13 protein-coding genes are annotated in these 21,322 nt (G+C 67.6%); 5 read left to right on the plus strand and 8 right to left on the minus strand.

Going from position 1 to position 21,322, the window contains the following annotated elements:
• The first annotated feature begins 50 nt into the window (after positions 1-50).
• On the plus strand, positions 51-1,157 hold the full coding sequence (locus ACVCL3_RS13835) for an amidohydrolase family protein (RefSeq protein WP_447099692.1): 1,107 nt from the start codon (positions 51-53) through the stop codon (positions 1,155-1,157).
• Positions 1,158-1,323: 166 nt separating this feature from the next.
• Here ACVCL3_RS13835 and ACVCL3_RS13840 read toward each other — a convergent pair whose 3' ends face one another.
• Entirely contained in the window at positions 1,324-2,106 is a 783-nt protein-coding gene (locus ACVCL3_RS13840) for a DeoR/GlpR family DNA-binding transcription regulator (protein WP_395120184.1), read from the minus strand.
• A 135-nt stretch (positions 2,107-2,241) separates the two neighbouring features.
• On the opposite strand from ACVCL3_RS13840, the gene ACVCL3_RS13845 reads away from it, so the two are divergent.
• The 4 genes from ACVCL3_RS13845 (at position 2,242) to ACVCL3_RS13860 (ending at position 11,138) form a co-directional block, all read left to right on the plus strand.
• A complete protein-coding gene (locus tag ACVCL3_RS13845; RefSeq protein ID WP_447099693.1) occupies positions 2,242-5,091 on the plus strand; it encodes a TonB-dependent receptor in 2,850 nt (949 codons plus the stop codon).
• A gap of 269 nt (positions 5,092-5,360) precedes the next feature.
• The gene (locus ACVCL3_RS13850; RefSeq protein ID WP_447099694.1) at positions 5,361-6,872 is read left to right on the plus strand and encodes an efflux transporter outer membrane subunit; all 1,512 of its coding nucleotides are present in this window, start codon (positions 5,361-5,363) and stop codon (positions 6,870-6,872) included.
• Positions 6,838-8,016 (plus strand): efflux RND transporter periplasmic adaptor subunit, encoded by a 1,179-nt coding sequence (locus tag ACVCL3_RS13855; RefSeq protein ID WP_447099695.1) that lies wholly within the window; start codon positions 6,838-6,840, stop codon positions 8,014-8,016. The genes ACVCL3_RS13850 and ACVCL3_RS13855 overlap by 35 nt, the downstream gene beginning before the upstream one ends.
• On the plus strand, positions 8,013-11,138 hold the full coding sequence (locus ACVCL3_RS13860; RefSeq protein ID WP_447099696.1) for an efflux RND transporter permease subunit: 3,126 nt from the start codon (positions 8,013-8,015) through the stop codon (positions 11,136-11,138). The genes ACVCL3_RS13855 and ACVCL3_RS13860 overlap by 4 nt, the downstream gene beginning before the upstream one ends.
• Before the next feature lie 120 nt (positions 11,139-11,258).
• Here ACVCL3_RS13860 and ACVCL3_RS13865 read toward each other — a convergent pair whose 3' ends face one another.
• The 7 genes from ACVCL3_RS13865 to ACVCL3_RS13895 all read right to left on the minus strand — a co-directional run bounded on the left by ACVCL3_RS13865 (position 11,259) and on the right by ACVCL3_RS13895 (position 21,291).
• Positions 11,259-12,035 carry an N-acetylmuramoyl-L-alanine amidase gene (locus ACVCL3_RS13865; protein WP_447099697.1) on the minus strand — a complete coding sequence of 259 codons (777 nt, stop codon included), beginning with the start codon at positions 12,033-12,035 and terminating at the stop codon, positions 11,259-11,261.
• Between the two features lie 65 nt (positions 12,036-12,100).
• Positions 12,101-13,147, minus strand: a complete 1,047-nt coding sequence (locus ACVCL3_RS13870; protein WP_447099698.1) for a serine hydrolase domain-containing protein — start codon at positions 13,145-13,147, stop codon at positions 12,101-12,103.
• Positions 13,148-13,284: 137 nt separating this feature from the next.
• Entirely contained in the window at positions 13,285-14,100 is an 816-nt protein-coding gene (locus ACVCL3_RS13875; RefSeq protein WP_447099699.1) for a M15 family metallopeptidase, read from the minus strand.
• Positions 14,097-15,671: a serine hydrolase gene (locus ACVCL3_RS13880; protein ID WP_447099700.1), complete on the minus strand. Its 1,575-nt coding sequence runs from the start codon at positions 15,669-15,671 to the stop codon at positions 14,097-14,099. The genes ACVCL3_RS13875 and ACVCL3_RS13880 overlap by 4 nt, the downstream gene beginning before the upstream one ends.
• A complete protein-coding gene (locus tag ACVCL3_RS13885) occupies positions 15,655-16,869 on the minus strand; it encodes a dipeptidase (protein ID WP_447099701.1) in 1,215 nt (404 codons plus the stop codon). The genes ACVCL3_RS13880 and ACVCL3_RS13885 overlap by 17 nt, the downstream gene beginning before the upstream one ends.
• Positions 16,866-18,143: a diaminopimelate decarboxylase gene (lysA, locus tag ACVCL3_RS13890; protein ID WP_447101533.1), complete on the minus strand. Its 1,278-nt coding sequence runs from the start codon at positions 18,141-18,143 to the stop codon at positions 16,866-16,868. Before lysA ends, ACVCL3_RS13885 begins: the two co-directional genes overlap by 4 nt.
• 121 nt (positions 18,144-18,264) lie before the next feature.
• Positions 18,265-21,291, minus strand: a complete 3,027-nt coding sequence (locus ACVCL3_RS13895) for a TonB-dependent receptor (RefSeq protein ID WP_395120167.1) — start codon at positions 21,289-21,291, stop codon at positions 18,265-18,267.
• Between the last annotated feature and the right edge of the window lie 31 nt (positions 21,292-21,322).

The raw sequence follows: 21,322 nt of genomic DNA on the forward strand, positions 1-21,322 counted from the left end.
TCGTTTCGGTATGGTTCGAAAATGTTTCGTTATATTGCCGAGGTGGACCGATGAACACGATCTTCCGTCCCGCCGTCCTTGCCCTGTTGGCCATCGCGGCAGCCCTTTCCAGCGCCTGCGCGACGGCGAGCCGGCATGCCGCGGAAAGTTATTCGATGGCCGACTTCGGCCAGGTGCGCAAGTTCGACGCCCACGTCCACGCCAACACGCCCGATCCGGCATTCCTCGAACAGGCGCGCGCGGACGGTTTCGAGTTGCTGTCGATCAACGTCGACTACCCCGACTTCCCGAGCATCGCGCGGCAGCACGCGGCCGCCGTGGCCCTGGCGGCAAGGGACCCGGCGCATTTCCACTGGGCCACCACCTTCTCGATGAAGGGGTTCGGCACGCCGGGCTGGACCGAACGCGTCGACGCGAAACTTGCCCGCGACGTGGCGGCGGGCGCCTTGGCAGTGAAGATCTGGAAAAACGTGGGCCTCGCGGAGCGGAGCGCCGACGGCAAGCTGATCATGCTCGACGATCCGGGCCTGGCGCCCGTGGCCGAGCAGGTGCGTGCGCTCGGCGTGGCCCTGATCGACCACCAGGGCGAGCCGCAAAACTGCTGGTTGCCGCTGGATCAGATGACCACCGACAACGATCGCGAGTACTTCAGCAAGCATCCGGAGTACTACATGTACCTGCACCCGGAGATGCCGCGTTACGAGGATCTGATGGCGGCGCGTGACCGCTTCGTGGCTGCGCACCCGAAGCTGCGCTTCGTCGGCGCGCATCTGGCCAGCCTGGAGTATGACGTCGACCGCATCGCCGCCTTCCTCGACCGTTTTCCCGATGCCACCGTGGACATGGCCGCGCGCATGAGCCAGGTGCAATACCAGTCGGTGCGCGACCGCGAGAAGGTGCGCAACTTCTTCATCCGCTACCAGGATCGGGTGATGTACGGCACCGACCTGACCTACGGCCCCGATGCCGACCCCGCCGAGTTCCGTCGCGAGGCGCACGCGGCGTGGAGCTCCGACTGGCGCTACCTGGCCACCGGCGAGACGCAGCATGTGGACATGATCCACGCCGACGTGCCGGGCCTGGCGCTGCCGCGCGCGGTGATCGACAAGATCTACTACGGCAATGCGATGCGCGTGTTCGTCAGGCCGGGCACGTAGGAGCCCGCCTGCGGGCGATGCCTTTGAGCCGGGATAGGGCCCTTCGACAAGCTCGGGGCAGTGAATGGGGGATTGGGGATTTGCGGGAGCGTCAGGAGCATCGCCGGCGAGCGGGCTCCTGCGGCGGCGGCGCTCTCATGCTTTTGCGAATCCCGAATCCCTGCTCTCAGGCCAGCAACAACTCGAAACCGAGCTGATGGCTGGCCTGGATGATGTCCTCGGGTGCGCCGGTGTCCGTGATCAACACGTTCAACGCGGTGACGGGGATGATGCGGTGCAGGCAGACTTTGCCGAACTTCGAACTGTCGGTGATGGAAATGACCACGCGTGCGGCCTCCACCATCTTGCGGTTGAGCAGGGCCTCGGGCTCGTAATGGGTGGTGATGCCGCGCTCCAGGTCGAAACCGTCCACGCCGAGGAACAGCTTGTCCACGTGCAGCGCGTCCAGCGCCTCGACCGTCAGCCCGCCGTAGAACGCCATGTTGCGCCGGCGCAGTTCGCCGCCGAGCATGACGAGGTTGATGCTCGGCTTGGATGCCAGCGCGGTCAGCACGCCGTAGTCGTTGGTGACCACGGTGATGTCGATGTCCGGCAACGCCTTGGCCAGCTGGATGGCCGTGGTGCCCGAGTCGATGGCAACGGTGTCGCCGGGCTTGATCAGGGTCGCGGCGCGCACGCCGATGCGGCGCTTCTCGGCCAGGTAGCTGGTGATTTTCGCTTCGTAATTGGGTTCGGCGGGGCTGCCGTTGCCGATCACGCCGCTGTCGATCGCGCCGCCGTAGGCGCGCGCCATCACGCCGCGCTCGGCCAGGTAGCGCAGATCCTTGCGCACGGTCTGCGCGCTCACGCCGAAGCGGTCGGCGAGCCTGCTGACCTGGACGCTTCCTTGCTGGCGGACGAGTTCGCTGATCTGGAGGCGTCGTTGACTGGTATCGCGAGTAGCGGCCATTTGGGAGTTCCGACGGGTGGCGAAATTATGCCGTATTTCGTTGTATTTCGCTATTGATGCGAAACGAAACATGATATAGGCTCGGTTTCGTTGTTTAGATGTAAGGTCCGCCATCGCGCCCCCAGGAGAGAGCCTTTGAACGCCGCATCCTTTCACCGAAACACACTGTCTTGTGCCGTCGCGCTGGCGCTACTGATACCGGCGGCGGCGTTCTCCCAGACAGCGCCTGCCAGCGCCGCCACGACGCAGAGCCCGCAGGCGGTCCCGGTCGACCAGGGCACGCCGCGCGCCGCCACCGAGCTGGCCACCGTGGTGGTTACCGGCGAGCGGGGCAGCATGGCGCGCTCGACCGAACTCAAGCGCGATGCCGGCACCGTGCAGGATTCGATCAGTGCGCTCGAACTGGGCATGTTCCCCGACGACAACGTGGCCGACTCGCTCAGCCACATTACCGGCGTGGCCATCTCGCGCACGGCCGGCGGCGAGGGACAGAAGGTCAGCGTGCGCGGCCTCGGCCCGGAGTTCACGCTGACCACGTTCAACGGCCGCATCCTGGCGACTGATGGCGCCGGTCGCGACTTTGCCTTCGACGTCCTGCCCGCCGACGTGATCAGCGGTGCCGACGTGATCAAGGGCGCGCAGGCCTCGCTGACCGAAGGGGGCATCGGCGGCCTGATCAACCTGCGTTCGGCCAGCCCGTTCGACCGGCCCGGACAGCACGGCATCGTGCGCCTGGAGGGCGATCGCAACCAGATGTCCGAACTCAACGGACACAAGTTTTCGGCCGCCTACAGCAACACCTTCGCCAACGACACCGTCGGCGTGCTGCTGGGCGTGGTCAAGGCCAAGCGCAAGGATCGCACCGACGTCGCCGGCAACGACGGCGGCTGGACGCGCAACCCCGACCCCAACGATCCCAACTGGTACGGCAACGCCTGGGGCGGCAACATCGACCTCAACGGCAACGGCGAGCTGGACCCGGAAGACTACGGCTTGATCGCGCCGGGCCAGTTCCGCGTCGGCTCGATCCTGGAGGACAAGAAGCGCAGCGCCTATTCCGGCAAGATCGAGTGGCGTCCGAACGACCGGGTGCGCATCGTGGTGGATGGGTTGAAGACGCGCCTGGATTCGCCGCAGGTGTCCTTCCAGCAGTCCTACTACCCGCTGTTCGCGCCGGGGCGCTGGTCCGACATCACCGTGCAGAATGGCATCGTCACCGGTTTCACCATGGACAACCCGGACCCGGAGCTGCGGCTCAATCCGGAACTGCTGAACCAGACCCAGTACCGCGTCGTCGATACCGCGCTGTACGGCATCAACGGCGAGTGGAAGGCGACCGACGACCTGACCCTGACCGGCGACCTGTACCGCTCCACCTCGGAGCGTCGCTCCGGCGGCCAGGACACCTACGTCGTGCTGCGCATGAACCAGCCCAACACGGCGCGCATCACCGTCGGCCCGTACGCGGTGCCCAACGTCGACGTGAAGTTCGACGACGGTCGCGACCTGATCTCCGGCCTCGCCAGCGGCCAGTTCAGCGATTCGGACTTCAACACGCACTACATGGAGTTGAGCGGCGACAACGTCCGTGACGAGATCACCGGCGGCACCGTGGCCGGCAAGCTGTTCGTCGGCAAGTGGGGCGTGGACAACCTGCGCTTCGGCGTGACCCGCACCGAGCGCGAGAAGTCGCGCGACCTGGTCAACAACACCCTCAACGGCGGCGCGGACTACTACTCCGAGGACAACGCCATCAACGTGGCCGACCTCGGCGGCAACGTGATCTCGCACTCCTTCCACCTGCCGCACTTCATGTCCGGCGTGGGCAGCAGCTTCCCACGCAGCTTCCTGGCCTTCGACGTGCCCAACTACCTGGCCCGGCTGCAGGCCTACAACGGCAACCTCCGCCCGGACGGCACGCCGTACGACTACGCGCTGGCCGGCCCGCAATGGAACCCGCTGCAGAGCTACCGCGTCAGCGAGAAGACCAACGCGTTCTACGTGCAGGCGGACATGTCCGGGGATCGCTGGGAAGGCGACGTCGGCGTGCGCCTGGTGCAGACCGATACCCGCGCCCAGGCCTGGGACGCGAAGATCCTGAACATCACCGAGAACGGCGCGTTCAACTACACCGCCGAGTACGCGGCGCCCACGCCGGTGGTCCAGGACGCGAGCTACAGCTACCTGCTGCCCTCGGCCAACTTCACCTGGCATTTCACCGACCAGCTGCAACTGCGCGCCGGCGCGGCCAAGACCATGGCGCGCCCGGCGGTGGACCAGCTGGCACCGACCAACACCACCGAAAGCGTCGCGTGGGGCGAGTTCACCCAGGTCTACGGCGGCAACGCGGACCTCAAGCCCTACAGCGCGGCGCAGGGCGACCTGTCGCTGGAGTGGTACTTCGCCCAGCACTCCGTCGCCAGCATGGCCGTGTTCTACAAGCGCATCACCAACCAGATCACCACCAGCTGGGAAACCGGCCAGGACATCGGCGTGCCCGGCTACCTGTTCAACGTGATGCGCCCGATCAACGGCGACCATGCGCGCGTGAAAGGCCTGGAACTGAGCCTGCAGCATTTCTGGGACAACGGTTTCGGCGTGCGTGCGCAGTACACGCGCAACCTCTCCACGAGCTGGGTGGATGGCGAGCAGCGTCCGCTCGAGGGCATCGCCCCGGCGACCTACTCGCTGGGCGTGATGTACGAGAAGGGCAAGTGGTCGCTGGGCGCCAATGCCGACCGCACCAACGGCTTCGTCACCGCGATCAACGTGCTGGGGACCGGCTACAACGAACAGGCCGACGCGATCACCTGGGTCACCGCGCACGTCTCCTACAAGTTCAACGACATGATCAGCGTCAGCCTGGACGGCCAGAACCTGCTGGACAAGGCGCAGACCTACAGCATCAACGGCAACCCGCTGCTGTCGCAGGGCTATTACCGCTATGGCCGTTCCGTCAACCTGGGGGTGGCGCTGCGCTTCTAGAGCGACGCGCGCCGGCGTGCCCGACTTCCCGGGCACCGCGTGGCGCGTGGGTTTGATCTGCATGGCTTGATCCGCATCGGGAGGGGGCGAGTGTCGCGCCCTCCCGATGCGGCTTCCCGCGGGACGGGCTGCGCAAACGCAATTTCTTGCAGGCTTTCGCGTCGGCTTGGTACGTTATATCGTTGCGTTCCGATCTTTTCCTCAAGACGCGCACGCATGAAAAACCCGCGGTCCGATTGTCTGCTGGCACCGTCGCGATGACGGCCGCGATGATCAGACGGGCAGGGGGGTCGCTGCTGGCGGTCGTCGCGGTGCTGGCGATCGGCGGCTGCGCGGTGGGGCCGGATTTCCGGAAGCCGGCGGCACCGGATGTTGCCGGCGTGGCCGCCGGGCCGCTGCCGGAGCGCACCCCCGGTGCGAATGTCGCCGGCGGGCAGCCCCAGCGTTTCGTTTCCGGCGGCGACATTCCCGCGCAGTGGTGGACGCTGTTCCATTCGGCCGCGCTCGACGCGCTGATCGCACAGGCGCTGGCGCACAATCCCGATCTGAAGGCGGCGCAGGCCGCGCTGGCGGTGGCGCGCGAGAACACCCGCGCCGGACGCGGCGCGTATGCGCCGAGCGTCAGCGCCGGCATGTCGGCCAGCCGCGAGCAGGACCCGCCCGGCGCGCTGGCGCCGGTGCCCAGCAACAACGCGTACCTGTACAACCTGTTCACGCCGCAGGTCAGCGTGTCGTATGTGCCGGACGTGTTCGGCCTGAACCGGCGCAACGTGGAATCGCTGAAGGCGCAGCAGCAGGCGGTGCGATTCCAGATGCTGGCGACGCGCATCACGCTGAGCAGCAACGTGGTGGTGGCGGCGGTGCAGCAGGCCTCGCTGCGCGCCCAGGTCGCCGCGACCCGCGAGCTGATCGCGACCAACGCGAAGATGGTCAAGCTGCTGCGCTACCAGTTGGACAAGGGCTACGCGGGGCGGCTCGATCTCGCCGCGCAGGAATCGCAACTGGCCCAGTTGCAGGCGACGCTGCCACCGTTGCTGAACCAGCTGGACCAGCAGAACCACCTGTTGGCCGTGCTGGCCGGCGAACTGCCCGGCGAGGCGGCGCCGCAGTCGTTTGACCTCGCCAGCCTGCAGTTGCCGCAGCAGCTTCCTCTGAGCCTGCCTTCGACCCTGGTGGCGCAGCGCCCCGACGTGCGGCAGGCCGAGGCCAACATGCACGCGGCCAGCGCGCAGATCGGCGTGGCGATCGCGAATCGGTTACCCAATATCACGTTGAGCGCGAATGCGGGCAGCACCGCGCTGGCGATCAAGCAGTTGTTCAAGAGCGGCACCGGCTTCTGGAGCCTGGGCGCGGATCTGGTCGCGCCGATCTTCGAGGGCGGCAGCCTGTTGCATCAGGAGCGCGCGGCCAAGGCGGCCTACGTGCAGGCGGCCGAGGAATATCGCGGCACGGTACTGACCGCGTTCCAGAACGTGGCCGACACGCTGGCGGCGTTGCAGCACGATGCCGAAGGCCTGCAGGCGGCGGCCAAGGCCGCGGATGCCGCCAAACTCACCCTGGAACTCTCGCAGCGCCAGTACAAGGACGGCTACGCCAGCTACCTGTCGCTGCTCGGCGCGGAGCAGGCCGACCAGCAGGCGCGCATCGCGCTGGTGCAGGCGCAGGCCAGTCGCTACGTCGACACCGCCGCGCTGTTCCAGGCCATGGGCGGCGGCTGGTGGCACGACGCCGATGCCCACTCCACCGATGCCGCTGCCACTCGGGATAGCGATGAAAAGTAGACCATGCCCCGCGCTGTCCTGGCGCGCGCCCGTCCTTGCGCTGATGATCGTGTCGACGCTGGCCGCCTGCTCGTCGAAAGCGGAGCCCCAAACCGCCACCGACACACCGCACAACGTGACGTTGACCGCGGCGCAGCGCCAGCACATCCATCTGCTGACCATCGAACGCAGCAGCTTCCATCGCAGCATCGAAACCAGCGGCGTGGTGGATTTCGACCACGACCGCGCCACGCAAGTGCTGGCGCCGTTCTCCGGCCCGGTGACCGAGGTGCTGGTGAACCCGGGCGACAAGGTCAAGGCGGGACAACCGCTGGCGCGGGTGGATTCGCCCGACTTCGCCGCCGCCGTCGGCGCATATCGCAAGGCGCTCGCCGCGGCCCATGCCGCCGACCAGGTGGCGGCGACCGATCGCGACCTGTACGCACATCAGGCGATATCGCAGCGCGAACACGCGCAGGCGCAGTCCGATGCGGCGGGGGCAGACGCCGATCGCGACGCCGCGTTGCAGGCGCTGCTGGCCTTGCATGTCGATCCGCAAACCATCGCGGCGATACGCAAAGGCAAGTCGGTCGCGCGCGGCCAGGGCGTGATCCGCGCGCCGATCTCCGGTACCGTGGTGGAGAAGTCGATTGCGCCCGGCCAGTTGCTGGCGGCCGGTTCGACAGCCTGCTTCACCGTCGCCGACACTTCGACCATGTGGGTGATGGCGCAGCTGTTCGGCGACGATCTGGCGGCGGTGAGGAACGGCGACGCGGCCACCGTCGAGGTCGGCGGCGATGGCGCGACGATGCCCGGCAAGGTGACCAACGTCGGCGCGGTGGTCGATCCCGATACGCGTTCGATCGGCGCCCGCGTGTTGGTCGCCAATCCGGACGGCCTGCTCAAGCGCCAGATGTACGTGCGCGTGAATATCCGCTCCAGTGACGCGCGCACGGGACTGCTGCTGCCGGTGTCGGCGGTGCTGCGCGATGACGAGAACCTGCCGTTCGTGTACGTGGCGGCGGCTGACGGCGGTTACGCCCAGCGCACGGTGACGCTGGGTAGACGCGTGGGCGATTCCTTCGAGATTCCCGAGGGCTTGCACGCCGGCGACAAGGTCGTGGTGGACGGCGCGATCTTCCTGCATTTCATGCAGACCCAATGAGCGCGCAGACGCCACCCGAAGGGCTGCCGCCGCGCCCGGCCTCGCTGATCAACCGCATCGTCGCGTTCGCGCTGCAGCAGCGCATGCTGATGGTGCTGCTGGCGCTGGGCCTGGCCGCGGCCGGCGTGTGGTCCTACAACATCCTGCCGATGGATGCGTACCCGAACCTGTCGCCGCCGATGGTCGACATCGTCACGCAGTGGCCGGGGCATTCGGCCGAGGAAGTGGAACGGCTGATCACGGTGCCGGTGGAGCTGGGCATGAATGCCATCCCCGACATGGTGACCAAGCGCTCCGTGTCGCTGTACGGCCTGTCCGACGTCACGCTTACCTTCGCCGACGGCACCGATCCGCATTTCGCGCGCCAGCGCGTGCGCAACCGCTTGCCGGATGTCGAATTGCCCGACGGTGTGTCCTCGTCGATGTCGCCGATGTCGCCGCCTTCCGGGCTGGTGTATCGCTACGTGCTGCAGAGCACCGACCGCTCGCCGATGGAGCTGAAGACGCTGAACGACTGGGTCGTCGCGCCGCAGTACCGCTCGGTGCCCGGCGTGGCCGACGATTCCGGCTTCGGCGGCGGCACCATGCAATACCAGGTGCTGCTCGATCCGGTGAAGATCGCCGCGCTGGGCATGTCGGTGGCGCAGGTGGAGGCCGCGCTGGCCGCGAACAACGGCAACGCCGGCGGCGGCTTCTACACCCAGGGCGGGCAGTTTTTCTACGTGCGTGGGCTGGGCCGGCTCGAGACCGTGCAGGACATCGGTGACGTGGTGCTGGCGGTGCACGACGGCACGCCGATCCTGGTCAAGAATGTCGGCACCGTGCAGGTCGGCATCGCGCCGCGGCTGGGCGAGTTCGGCTACATGGGCCAGGACGACGCGGTGGAGGGCGTGGTGCTGGCGCTGACCGGTTCGAAGACGGAGAACGTGCTGCAGCGGGTTGAGGCGAAGACGCAGGAGCTCAACCGCGACGTCTTGCCCGATGACGTGAAGATCCACCCGTTCTACGACCTCACCGACCTGATCGGCCAGACCAAGGCGGTGGTGATGCACAACCTGCTGCTGGGCATGGTGCTGGTGATCGCGGTGCTGATCTTCTTCCTCTACGACGTGCGCGCCGGGCTGATCGTGGCGGTGACGATTCCGCTGGCCCTGCTGTTCGCGTTCCTGTGCCTGGACCTGAAGGGCGCCTCGGCCAACCTGCTGTCGATCGGCGCGGTGGATTTCGGCATCCTGGTCGATGGCGCGATCTTCATGGTCGAGAACATCTTCCGCGAGCTGGCCGCGCGGCAGGGCACCGAGTTCAACATCAAGGAAGTCATCCAGAGCGCCGCCTCGGAAGTGGACCGCCCGCTGGTCTACGCGGTGGCGGTGATCGTGGCCAGCTTCCTGCCGATCTATGTGCTGACCGGGCCTTCCGGCACGCTGTTCAAGCCGATGGCGGATACCATGATCTTCGCCCTGGTCGGCTCGCTGCTGGTCACGTTGACCCTGCTGCCGGTGCTGTGCGCGCTGTTCATGCGCCGTGGCGTGCGCGAGCGGCGCAACGCGATCTACGACAAGTTCAAGGGCTGGTACGTGCGTTGGCTCGAACGCCTGCAGCAGCATGCGTGGCGGGTAACCGGGGTCTCGTTGCTGCTGCTGGCGGTGGCGCTGGTGATGATGCGCGGCATCGGCGCCGAGTTCATGCCGCACCTGGACGAAGGCTCGCTGTGGGTGCGCGCCACCATGCCGTACACGATCTCATTCAAGGAGGCCGCGAAGATCTCGCCGCAGATCCGGCAGATTCTGCGCTCCTTCCCCGAGGTCACCACGGTCGGCTCCGAGCTGGGCCGCCCGGACGACGGCACCGACTCCACCGGCTTCTTCAACGACGAGTTCTTCGTCGGCCTGAAACCGTATTCGCAGTGGGACGGCAAATACCGCAGCAAGCAGGACCTGATCGCGGCGATCGACAAGAAGCTGCAGGTGTTTCCCGGCATCCAGTTCAACTACACCCAGCCGGCCGAGGATGCAGTGGACGAGGCCGAGACCGGCCTGAAGAGCTCGCTGGCGGTCAAGGTCTACGGCCCGGACCTGCACGTGCTGCAGGCCAAGGGCAAAGCGATCAAGCAGGCGATGGAAAAGGTGCGCGGCATTACCGACCTGACCCTGGTGCACGAGCTGGGGCAGCCGAACCTGTCGATCAAGATCGACCGCGCCAAGATCGCGCGCTACGGACTCAACGTCGAGGACATCAACAAGCTGATCGAGGCGGCGATCGGCGGCGACGTGGCCACCGAAGTGGCGCAGGGCGAAAAGCAGTTCGACCTGCTGGTGCGTCTGCAGCCGCAGTACCGCGACAACCCGCAGCAGATCGGCGAGATCCCGGTAGCCACGCCCGGCGGCCAGCAGATTCCGCTGAAGGAGCTGGCCGACATCAGCATCGCCAACGGCGCCTCCTTCATCTATCGCGAGAACGGTTCGCGCTACATCGGCGTGCAGTTCTCGGTGAGCGGACGCGACCTGGCCGGAGCGGTGAACGAAGCGATCGCCCGGGTCGGCCGCGACGTGAAGCTGCCGCACGGCTATCGGCTGGAGTGGGGCGGCGAGTACAAGGAGTACACCGCCTCGCGCGCACAGATGAACGTGATCCTGCCGCTCACCCTGCTGCTGATCTTCGGCCTGCTGTTCGTGCTCTACGGCAATTTCAAGTTCCCGTTCATCACCGTGGCCGGCGTGCTGCTGTCCGCACCGTTCGGTGCGATCGTGGCGATGTGGCTCACCGGCACGCCGTTCTCGGTGTCCTCGGCGATCGGCTTCATCGTGCTGTTCGGCGTGTCGGTGCTGACCGGCGTGGTCTACATTTCCTGCGTCAACGAGCTGCGGCTGGGCGGCATGGACATCGCCAGGGCGGTGCACGAGGCGGCGATCCTGCGCCTGCGTCCGATCACCATGACCGCGCTGGTGGCCGCGCTCGGCCTGTTGCCGGCGGCCATCGCCAGCGGCGTCGGCACCGATTCGCAGCGCCCGTTCGCGCTGGTGATCGTGGCCGGCATGCTGTCGCGGCTGCTGATCGGCATGTACCTGATGCCGGCGCTGTATGCGCTGGTCGCACGGCAAGGCGATCGGTTGCAGGTGTAGGGCGACCGCACGCTTTCATTCTCGCCGGTATTCGCGGAAGAGCAGGCGGGCAGTGCCCGCCCTACGCCTGCCGCCGGGTAGGGCGGGCACTGCCCGCCGCTTTCCGGCTGTCGAAAGATCTCAGCCGCCCGACTCGATCTGCTGCACGAGGTTCCAGAGGATGCGTGAGTCCTGCGGATCGAGTTCGTCGCCGCCGAGGCCGCGGAAGTGGTTGTGGAACGCGCGCACCGCGGCGGCACGATCGTCCAGCGGGTAGCCGACCACGGCCAGCGCCATCCACGGATCGAAGCCGGCGGGCGGATCGACCAGCACGCCCTGCGGCCAGCGGCCGAAGCCCGCGGCGGCCAGTCGCTGCCAGGGAAACAGCGGGCCGGGATCGTTCTTGCGCGCAGGCGCGAGATCCTGGTGGCCGATGATCTGCTCGCGCGGGATCTGCAGGCGTTCGGTGAGGTCGGCGAGCAGGCGCAGCAGGCTGTCGATCTGCGCTTGCGCGAACGGGCTGTGGCCGTCGTTGTCCAGCTCGATGCCGATCGAGGCGGAGTTGAGGTCGGTGATCGTGCCCCAGCGCCCGCCGCCGGCATGCCAGGCGCGCAGCTGGTCGGACACCAGCTGGTAGAGATGCCCGTCGGCGCCGATCAGGTAGTGCGCGCTGACCGGACCGCCACTGTTGGCCGTGCGCAAGGTTTCCAGGCTCTGCCGCACCGATTGCTGGTCGGTGAAATGCAGCACGATCAGCACCGGCCGGCGGATGTCGTGGTTCGGCGAGGGCACCCAGGTCGCCAGCGGATTGCGCGGCGGCAGCGGGGCGCAGGCGGCGAGCAGGGCGAGCGCAAGCAGCACGGAGGCGGCGCGCAGCAGGCGGGGTATCGGGAATGCGCGCATCGCGGTGGGTCTCATGGTTTCGCGTTCTTTCTCGTCATTCCAGCTTGCGCTGGAATGACGGTGATGGGTGATGGCGGTGATCAACGCAACCACGGTCTGGCGATTTCCAGCGCAGTGCGGTACGGCTCCGGCTCGTTGCGGTTGCTGAGCAGGATCACGGTGAGGCGCTGCTTCGGCCAGCGCACGATCACGTTGCGGAAACCGATGCTTTCGCCGGAGTGCCACAGCGTGTCGCCGGTGATGCGCCAGCCATAGCCGTAGCTGGCCTCGTACGGTTCGCCGGTGACCTTCACGTGCGGGCTGAAGGCGAGCTTGCGCGAGGCGTCGCTGAGCAGGCGGTCGTCGTACAGCGCGGCGTCCCATTTGGCCAGGTCCTCGACCGAGGAATAGATGCCGCCGTCGCCGCGGGTGGCGCTGGTGACGCTCTGGTCGGTGCGCGTCCACTGGCCGCCCACCTCGCTGTAGCCGTAGGCGCGGTCGTCCACGTCGGGGCCGCCCTTCTCGTACAGCAGCGTGTGATTCATGCCCAGCGGCTGGAAAATCTGCTGCTTGAGGTACAGCGGCAGGCTGTAGCCCGAGGCGCGCTCGACCACCAGGCCGAGCAGCACGTAGCCGGTGTTGCTGTAGCGGTAGGCGGTGCCGGGCGCGAAGTAGGTCTTCGGGGTGGCGGAGAGCATGCGCAGCACGTCGTTGTCGCTGACCTGCCCGGTGGTGCCGGGCGGGATCAGGTCTTCGTAGTCGACCAGGCCGCCGGTGTGGTCGAGCAGCTGGCGCAGGGTGACGGCGGAGGTCGTCTGCGGCAGCGAGGGCAGCCAGCGGCGTATCGGATCGTCCAGCGTGAGTCGACCCTGTTCGGCCAGCAGCAGGATCGCCGCGGCGGTGAACTGCTTGCTCACCGAGGCCAGCCGGTAGTTGGTGGCCGGCGTGGCCTTGTCGTCGTCCTCGAGGTTGGCCAGGCCGTAGCTGCGATCGACGACGGCCTTGCCGTCCTTGATGACCAGCAGCGAGGCGCCGGGCACGTCGCCGGCGTAGGGCGCCATCAGCGCGTCGACCGGATCGACCGGCTTGGTTCCGCCGCAGCCGGCGAGCAGGGTGGCAGCGGCGAGGCCGATGAAGAGTCTGTGCATGGCGGATCTCCCCTCGTTGATCGTGCCTCGTAGGGCGGGCACTGCCCGCCGCATTTGCGAAGCGCGTTGCGCCGCGCCGAAGAGCCGGCGGGCAGTGCCCGCCCTACGGGTATCGGCGCATGGTTGCTCCGGGCCGGTCATTGCACCGGCACGTCGTAGATCGTGTGTGGGGTCGGCTCCGGTTCGAGGGTGTAATGCCACCACTCCATCGGGTAATTGCGGAAGCCTTCGCGTTGCATGGCGTCGCGCAGCACCACGCGGTTGGCGTGCTGCTGCGCGGTCACCTCGGGCGAGTCGGTGTGCGCGCGCACGTCGAAGAAATCGAAATCGGTGCCCATGTCCAGCGGCGTGCAATGCGTGCCGTCGTCGGCGCACTGCTGCATGGTCAGGTCGATGGTGGCGCCGCGGCTGTGACCCGAGCTTTCGGCGATGTAGCCGTGCAGGAGTTCGGACTTGTCCAGCCGCGGGTAGTGCTGCGGCTTGGTGCGCTGGTCGCCCAAGTCTTGCGCCCAGCGCACGAAGTGCGCCACCGCGCGGGCGGGGCGGTAGCAGTCCCAGATCTTCAGGCGCCGGTGCTGCGCGCGCAGCTCGTGCTCGACCTTCGCCAGCGCCTCGGCGACCGGGCGCAGCAGCAGGCAGGCCGGCGCGCGATAGCCGTCCGCCGGCGTGCCCATGAAATTGTCGCTGCCGGCGTACTTGATGTCCTCGGCGATGTCCGGCACCAGCGTGCGGATGTCGACCAGGTTCGCCGCGGCGGCAGTCGTCGCCGGCGACAGCGCCGGCGGCTGGTCCGCGTGGGCGATGCCGCTGACGGCGACGAGCAGGGCAAACGCGATCAGATGCCCGGCTTTCGCAGGAGCCCGCTTGCGGGCGATGCCTTTTCTTCCGCCAGGCACGGGAGCATCGCCCGCAAGCGGGCTCCTGCCGGCGGTGATGGGCGACGGGTTGGTCATGGGTGGCAGCTCCCCACGCGCTGGAAATCGAGGTCCTCGTAGTCGGAACTGAAGTCGCCCAGCGGGTCGAGCTTGGCCATGCGCAGGGTGATCGGCTGGCTGGCGGTGGCCGCATGGAAATCCAGCCAGGCATCCAGGTCGGCCGAATCGTCCCAGTGCACGAAATAACGCTTGCCCAGGCGCATCACCGTGCCGGCCAGCGTCGGCGACTTCGCGGCGGCGAAATGCATTTTTCCGTCGCGCGGGCACAGCGTGACGTCGCCGAACCACGGGTCGCGATACTGCCCGCTCCAGCGCGCCAGTTCGGCGGTGCTGGCTGGCCGCTGCGTCGAGGTGTCCGGGGCGGACGAGGACGGCGACCGCTGCTTCGCCTGCTGCTCCAGCGCGTCGGCGTACCAGCTCACGTCGCGGCTGGAGTCGGGTGCGGTGAAATGCTTCATAAGCACTTCGCCGAGCGCGGTGCGTGCGTCGTCCGCCTCGCCGTTGATCATGAACACGAAGCCGCTCTTGCGGTCCGGCAGCAGGGCCAGCATCGAGTACATGCCGTTCAGCGTGCCGGTGTGCCACACGCTCCACTGGCCGTCGACGTCGGCCATGCGCCAGCCGTAGCCGTAGGCCATGATGTGGCTGTTGTCCCAGGCGCGGCGCTGTGCGGAAACCGGGATCAGCATGTGCGGCGCCTGCAGCACGTCGCGCTGCACCGACGACAGCCACTTCAGCTGCGCCGTGCTGGGCACCAGCCAGTTGCGCGCCCAGCTCAGCATGTCGGTGAGGTCGCAGCGGATGCCGCCGGCGGCGGCCGAGGTGATCGCGGGAATCGCCGCGGCTTCGGGGATCGGCACGTTGCGGCCGCCGTCGCGGCGGTGCGGCGTGGCCACGTCGCCGACCGTGTCGCGGTTCCACGCGCCGACCTGGCAGCGGTCCAGGTGCAGCGGCTCGAACACTTCGCGCCGCATCAGCGTTTCGTACGGCGCGCCGCCCGCGGCGGCGGCGACTTCGCCGGCCACCACGTAGAGCAGGTTGTCGTACTGGTATTGCGAGCGGAAGCTGTAGCCGGGCTTGATGAAGGCGAGGCCGTGGATGATGTCGGCGCGGGTGAACGCGTTCGGCTCCGGCCACAGCATCAGGTCGCCGCCGCCCTCGGGCAGGCCGCTGGAATGGGTGAGCAGGTCGGCCACGCGCATGTTCGCGGTGACCCACGGATCGTGCATGCGGAACTGCGGCAGGTATTTCGTCACCGGATCGTCCCAGCGCAGCTTGCCCTGGTCGACCAGCCGGCCGAGCAGGGCGGTGGTCATCGCCTTGCTGTTGGAGGCGATCTTGAACAGCGTCTGCGGGGTGATCGGCTGGCCCGAGCCGGCGATGGTTTCGCCCACGGTGCGCGTGTAGACGACCTGCCCGTTCTCGATCACGCCCACGGCGATGCCGGGCAGGTGGTAGCGGGCGACGGTGGCGTCGACGATCTTGTCGAGGGCAGCGGTTTCCGCCCCGGGCGTGGCCGCGTGGACGAGCGTGCAGCCCAGCCCGAGTGCCGCGGCCAGCAGCAGGCGCGGCTTAATGACGATCAGCATGGCGCTCGACCTCGCCCCACACGCGCAGCAGGTTGCCGCCCCACAGCTTGGCGATGTCCTCGTCGCTGAAGCCGGCCTTGCGCAGCGCGGCGGTGACGTTGCGTGTCTCGCTGGCGTCCTTCCAGCCGGTGATGCCGCCGCCGCCGTCGAAGTCGGAGGCGATGCCGACGTGGTCGATGCCGGCCACCTTCACCATGTGGCGGATCTGCTTCACGTAGTCGTCCAGGGTGGCCAGCGGGTATTGCTTCTGGATCGCGGCCATGCCCGCTTCCATCTCGGGACGGTAGTCGTCGTTGTCGATGTCGTATGCCTTCTCGCCGGCCTGTTTCGCCACGCGCTCCTGCAGCGCCTTCTCGGCGGCCGCGCGACCGGGGTCGTGCTTGAGGAACTCCTTGTAGGCCACCGCGTCGATCACGCCGCCCTTGGCGGCGATCGCGCGCAGCAGGTCGTCGGGCAGGTTGCGCGGGTGGTCGAGCACGGCGCGGGCGCCGGAGTGCGAGGCGATGATCGGCGTGCTGGATGCCTTCAGCGCATCGCGCACGCAGTTGTCCGAGGCGTGCGAGATGTCGACCAGCATGCCGAGTTCGTTCGCGCGCTTCACCACGGCGCGGCCGAAGTCGCTCATGCCCTTGTCGCCGGCGCTGTTCATCGCCGGCTCGCCGTGTTCGGTGTCGGGCAGCGAGCTGGTGCACAGGTCGTTGTTGCCGACATGGACCAGGCCGACCGAGCGCGCACCGCGATCGAAGGCGGCGTCGAGGCGGTGGATGTCGTGGCCGAGCGAGTAGGCGTTCTCGATCTCGATCGTCGCCGAGAGCAGGCCGGCCTTGCGGTTGGCGAGCAGCTGTTCGGGCGTGGTGGCCAGGCGGATGCGGTCCGGGTACATCATCAGCATGCGGCCGATGCCGTCGTATTTCTGGCTGGCCTGTTTCACCGCCTTGGCGTAGCCGGCGGCGTCGAGCTTGTGCTGCGGCACCCAGACCACGAAGAACGCCGCGTTCAGGCCGCCGCGCTCCATCTTGCCCAGGTCGACCAGCAATCGGGTGTCGTGCCCGACGTCGAAACGCGGCTCGCCCATGTAGTTGAACGGGATATCGACGTGGGTGTCGATGGTGATCGGCGGATCCTGCTGTGCCTGCGCGGGCAGCGCGGCAGCCAGGCTCAAGGCGGCGAGGAGGGCGAGGCGGACAGTCGTGTTCATGGCGTTTCCCAGTTCCGGGCCGGCTGTTCGCCGGCGATCATTTCCTCGAAATGCTGCCGCCGCCGCACGACGGCGTAGCGGCCCCGCTGCAGCAGTACCTCGGCGGCCAGCGGCCGCGAGTTGTAGGTGGAGGCCATCGACGTACCGTACGCGCCGGTGGCCTTGATCAGCAACAGGTCGCCGGCGGCGCATTCGGGCAGTTCGCGTGCGCGGGCGAAGGTATCGCCGGTCTCGCACACCGGGCCGACGATGTCGTAGGTGGTCATGGGGCGCGGCTCGTCCGCTACCGGCACGATGTCGTGCCAGGCGTCGTACAGGCTGGGCCGCTGCAGGTCGTTCATCGCCGCGTCCAGCACCAGGAACGTGCGCTCGATGCCGGGCTTGACGCGGATTACCCGGGTCAGCAGCACGCCCGCCTCGGCGACCAGGTAGCGCCCTGGTTCCAGCAGCAGGCGGCCGCGGAAACCGGCCAGCGCCTCGCGGATCGCGCCGACGTAATCGGCCGCGGCCACCGGCTGGTCCACGCCGGCGCGATAGCACACGCCCAGCCCGCCGCCGACGTCGATGCTGTTGAGCGGGTGGCCGGCCTGCTCGAGTTCGCGCCAGAACGCGGCGACCCGCTGCAGCGCAAGGCGGAACGGATCAAGGCTGAGGATCTGCGAGCCGATGTGCACGTGCAGGCCGTCGAGTTGCACGTTGCCGAGCCGTTTGCGGTCGGCGAACCAGCGGCGCGCCTCGTCGATGCTGACGCCGAACTTGTTCTCCGACTTGCCGGTGGAGATCTTCGCGTGGGTCTGCGCGTCCACGTCGGGGTTGATGCGCACGGCGGCGCGCGCGGTCACTTCCTGCGCCTTCGCGACCCGCTGCAGGGTATGCAGTTCGTCCAGCGACTCGACGTTGAAGCGCATGATGCCGACGTTCAGCGCGCCGGCGATCTCGTCGGCGCTCTTGCCGACACCGGAGAACACGATGCGCTCGGCCGGGATGCCGGCGTTGAGCGCGCGGCGCAGTTCGCCGACCGAGACGATGTCGGCGCCGACGCCGGCTTGCGCCATCAGCTGCAGGATGGCGAGGTTGGGGTTGGCCTTGACCGCGAAGCAGATGGTGGCGTCGAGGCCGGCCAGCGCGGTTTTCAGCGCGTCGATGCGCTGGTGGATCGCGCTGGCGGAATAGGCGTGAAAGGGGGTGGGGATGCGTTCGGCCAGCCGCTGCAGGTCGACGCCATCGAGCCAGCGCGGCGCCGGCGTACCGGCGGCCGCGAGGTTGCCGGGCATGGCGGCTGGCGTGGCGTGGAGGTGGTTCATGGGCAGTGGCGGGCCATTGTCGGTCGCCCGCAGGGCGGGCAAAAAAAGGGCGACCCACCATTCCGTGTGGGTCGCCGCCAGGGGAGTACGTTCAGAAGTCCACGCTGAGGGTGAGTTGGGTGAAGCGCGGCGCCTGGAAGCTGATGCCGTCGCCGAAGGTGTCGCTGGTGCCGTTGCCGATGGTGGTCTGCAGGTCCTGGTCCACGTTCAGCGTCTGCTGGGTGTTGAACAGGTTGTACACCGCCAGCTTGGCCTTGAAGCGGCCGGTGTCGCCGATCGGCAGGATGTAGCTCACGCTGGCGCCGACGTTGTAGGTCCACGGCGTGCGGCCGTACTTGCCGCGCGGCGAGTTCACATAGACGCGGTCGGCGGAGAACTCCGAATCGCAGTTCTGCACGCAGGTGTAGTAGCTGTGGTAGTTGGACGCGTCGAACGGGTTGCCCACGCCGAAGCCGGTGATCGGCGTGCCGGACAGCGCCTGCAGGTCGGCGCCGAGCTGCCAGTGCGGAGTCAGCGCGTAGGTGCCGCGCAGCTTGAACTGGTGACGCCGGTCGTTGGGCAGGTAGCCGTCGCCGCCGAAGTTCACCCACGGGTCATCGAAGTTCTCGGTGCGGCCGGTGTCGTCGAAGTTGGTGTCCGAGTTGACCGGGCCTTCCGCGTTGCCGCGGCTCCACGACAGCGTGTAGGAGGCATTGAACGCCCACTGGTCGTCCCACGCGCGGTTGATCTGGAACTCCACCGCGGTATAGCTGCGCTTGGGCTTCACCCAGCCGCGCTGGCCGATGTAGGTCATGATCGGGTCGCCGTCGGCGTCGACGCCATCCTGGCGGTACATCGCCCAGCCTTCCTTGGAGGTGTCCACGGTGATGTAGCCGTCGGGCGTGCCGTCGCAGTTGGAGTCGCCCCACACCTGCACCTTGGAGCCGGGGTTGGCCATCACCCAGCCGATGTAGCCATCCTCGCCGCACTGCGCGGTGGCGCTGATCTCCATGTCGTCGATCGCGTTGTGCAGGCGGCGATAGGTGCCGCTGACGCCCCACGACCACTTGTCGTCGATCATCTGCTGGAAGCCCAGGATCGCCTCGTCCTGGTAGACCTGGTCCATGTCGTGGTCGACCTCCGAGCGCAGGTCGCCGACGGTGCCGTCGCCCTGCGAGGTGTCGACGCCGCCCAGTTGCGGGCCGAGGATCGGCATGGCGTACTGCGAGCCGTTGCGGTCCTCGATCTGCCAGCCGCCGAAGGCGTAGTAGGTGCGTTCGTCGAGCAGGCCGCCGGCCTGCTTGATGTTGATCACGTTGGCCACCGGCAGGTAGTAGCGGCCGAGGTTGCCGAACAGCTTGGTGCTGCCGTCGCCCTTCATGTCCCACGAGAAGCCAACGCGCGGCGCGATCATGTTGTCCATCTTGATGTAGCTCTTGCCGTCGCCGCCCTTGTTGTCGAAGCCGTCGCTGCGGATGCCGGCGTTCAGCAGCAGGTTGGAGGTGACCTGCCAGTTGTCCTCGATGTAGTACGCCGAGTTGGTGGTCTCGAAGTTGCCGGCGATCTCGTAGCGGCGCGCGCGCACGTAGCCGGTGTAGCCGGGCGGGATCACGCCGCCGCCGTTGGGGTTGGAGATCGAGGAGCCCGGGTCGGCCTTGTACACGTTGTAGTAGATCGCGCCGGGGCCGGGGTAGTAGCGCTCGTAGTCGGAGGTGTTCTGCTCGTGGTCGAAGCCGAAGCGCAGCAGGTGGTCGCCCAGCGTCCACTCGAAGTCCGCGCGCGCCTGCTTGCGCACGTCGTTGCGATGGCTCACCGATGAGTTGGTGGTGCAGCCGAGCGCGACACCGGGCAGGGCGATCTTGCCGTCGCTGGCCACGCGGTTGCATTCCACGTCGCTGAGCCCGCGGTTGAACGACTCGCGGTCGTTGCGGCCGTACATCAGCTTCATCGACAGGTCGTTGGTGAGGTAGCTGGTCCAGGTGAGGTTCCAGTTCCTGCCGCCGGTGTCGGTGTAGATCTCGTTGGTCTTGTTGCCGGTGATGTCGCCGGTGTAGGTGTAGTCGTAGACGTCGCCCACGTTGCTGTTCTTGTCCGAGAAGGCCATGAACTCAAGCAGGTTGGCGTCGGTGATGTGCCAGTCGATCTTGGTGCCCCAGAAGCCGGTGTCGGCGCTGTTCTTGGTCAGCGTGGTGCCGGCGTCGTTGGTGTTCTCCGGCGAGGAGTCGCGCGCCTCGTACATGGCGAAGAAGAACAGCTTGTCCTTCACGATCGGGCCGGACGCGTAGACGTTGAGCTTGGCCAGCGCGTCGCGGTCGCGGCTGGCGGTGAGGTAGCGCGTGCCGTCGGCGCGGTAGTGGTCGTCGGCGCGCGAGTGCCAGCTGGCCGGCTCCATGGTGAGCTCGGCGCCGTACTTGAACTGGTTGGTGCCCGAGCGCGTCACCGCGTTGATCACGCCGCCGGTGGTGCGGCCGAACTCGACCGAGTAGCCGCCGGTCTTGACCTGGAACTCCTGGTAGAACGCGAACGGCGCCGAGGAGAAGCCGTTGCGGTTATAGAAGTCGGTGACGTTGAGGCCGTTGACGTAGAACGAGTTCTCCGCCACCGACGAGCCGCCGAAGGAGATGCCGCCGAAGCCGGCGACGCCCTTGTTGACGCCCGGCGCCAGCACGGCCACCGAGGTGATGTTCTGATCCACCGGCAGCCGCGCCAGTTGCTCGCGGGTGACGTTGGTGGCCGACTCGGTGGAGGTGACGTCGACGCCGGGGAGGACCGAGCCGCTGACCGTGACCGCGCTCAGTTCGGTCGCGGTCGGAGCCGAGCCGACGTTGACGGTGGTGGTGTTGCCCAGGCTCACCGTGACGTTGATCGGCTCGCTCGCGGCACCGCCGCCGCTGCTCTGCAAGGTGTAGGTGCCGACCGGCAGGAACGGGAAGCGGTAGTTGCCCTTGGCATCGGCGGTGACGCTGCGGGTGAGGCCGGTGTCGGTGCTGGTCACCGTGACCACCGCGCCCGCCGCGGTGTGGCCGACCACGGCGCCGTCGTTGCTGCCGGCAAAGGCGGCAGGCACGGCCAGCGAGGCCAGGCCCATGCCAAGCGCCATGCAAAGTACGGTTCTGCGCAAGCTGCGACTGTTGCTCATTTCCCCATCTCCCCATCGACGCCGTCGATGC

The organism is Rhodanobacter sp. UC4437_H4 (assembly GCF_052978425.1).

Bases quoted from the DNA above. Each gene is read 5' to 3' on its own strand.
- ACVCL3_RS13840 (WP_395120184.1), bottom strand. From the start codon at position 2,106: ATGGCCGCTACTCGCGATACCAGTCAACGACGCCTCCAGATCAGCGAA.
- ACVCL3_RS13860 (WP_447099696.1), top strand. From the start codon at position 8,013: ATGAGCGCGCAGACGCCACCCGAAGGGCTGCCGCCGCGCCCGGCCTCG.
- ACVCL3_RS13865 (WP_447099697.1), bottom strand. From the start codon at position 12,035: ATGAGACCCACCGCGATGCGCGCATTCCCGATACCCCGCCTGCTGCGC.
- ACVCL3_RS13880 (WP_447099700.1), bottom strand. From the start codon at position 15,671: ATGCTGATCGTCATTAAGCCGCGCCTGCTGCTGGCCGCGGCACTCGGG.
- ACVCL3_RS13875 (WP_447099699.1), bottom strand. From the start codon at position 14,100: ATGACCAACCCGTCGCCCATCACCGCCGGCAGGAGCCCGCTTGCGGGC.
- lysA (WP_447101533.1), bottom strand. From the start codon at position 18,143: ATGCCCGGCAACCTCGCGGCCGCCGGTACGCCGGCGCCGCGCTGGCTC.
- ACVCL3_RS13895 (WP_395120167.1), bottom strand. From the start codon at position 21,291: ATGAGCAACAGTCGCAGCTTGCGCAGAACCGTACTTTGCATGGCGCTT.
- ACVCL3_RS13885 (WP_447099701.1), bottom strand. From the start codon at position 16,869: ATGAACACGACTGTCCGCCTCGCCCTCCTCGCCGCCTTGAGCCTGGCT.
- ACVCL3_RS13850 (WP_447099694.1), top strand. From the start codon at position 5,361: ATGATCAGACGGGCAGGGGGGTCGCTGCTGGCGGTCGTCGCGGTGCTG.
- ACVCL3_RS13835 (WP_447099692.1), top strand. From the start codon at position 51: ATGAACACGATCTTCCGTCCCGCCGTCCTTGCCCTGTTGGCCATCGCG.
- ACVCL3_RS13870 (WP_447099698.1), bottom strand. From the start codon at position 13,147: ATGCACAGACTCTTCATCGGCCTCGCCGCTGCCACCCTGCTCGCCGGC.
- ACVCL3_RS13855 (WP_447099695.1), top strand. From the start codon at position 6,838: ATGCCGCTGCCACTCGGGATAGCGATGAAAAGTAGACCATGCCCCGCG.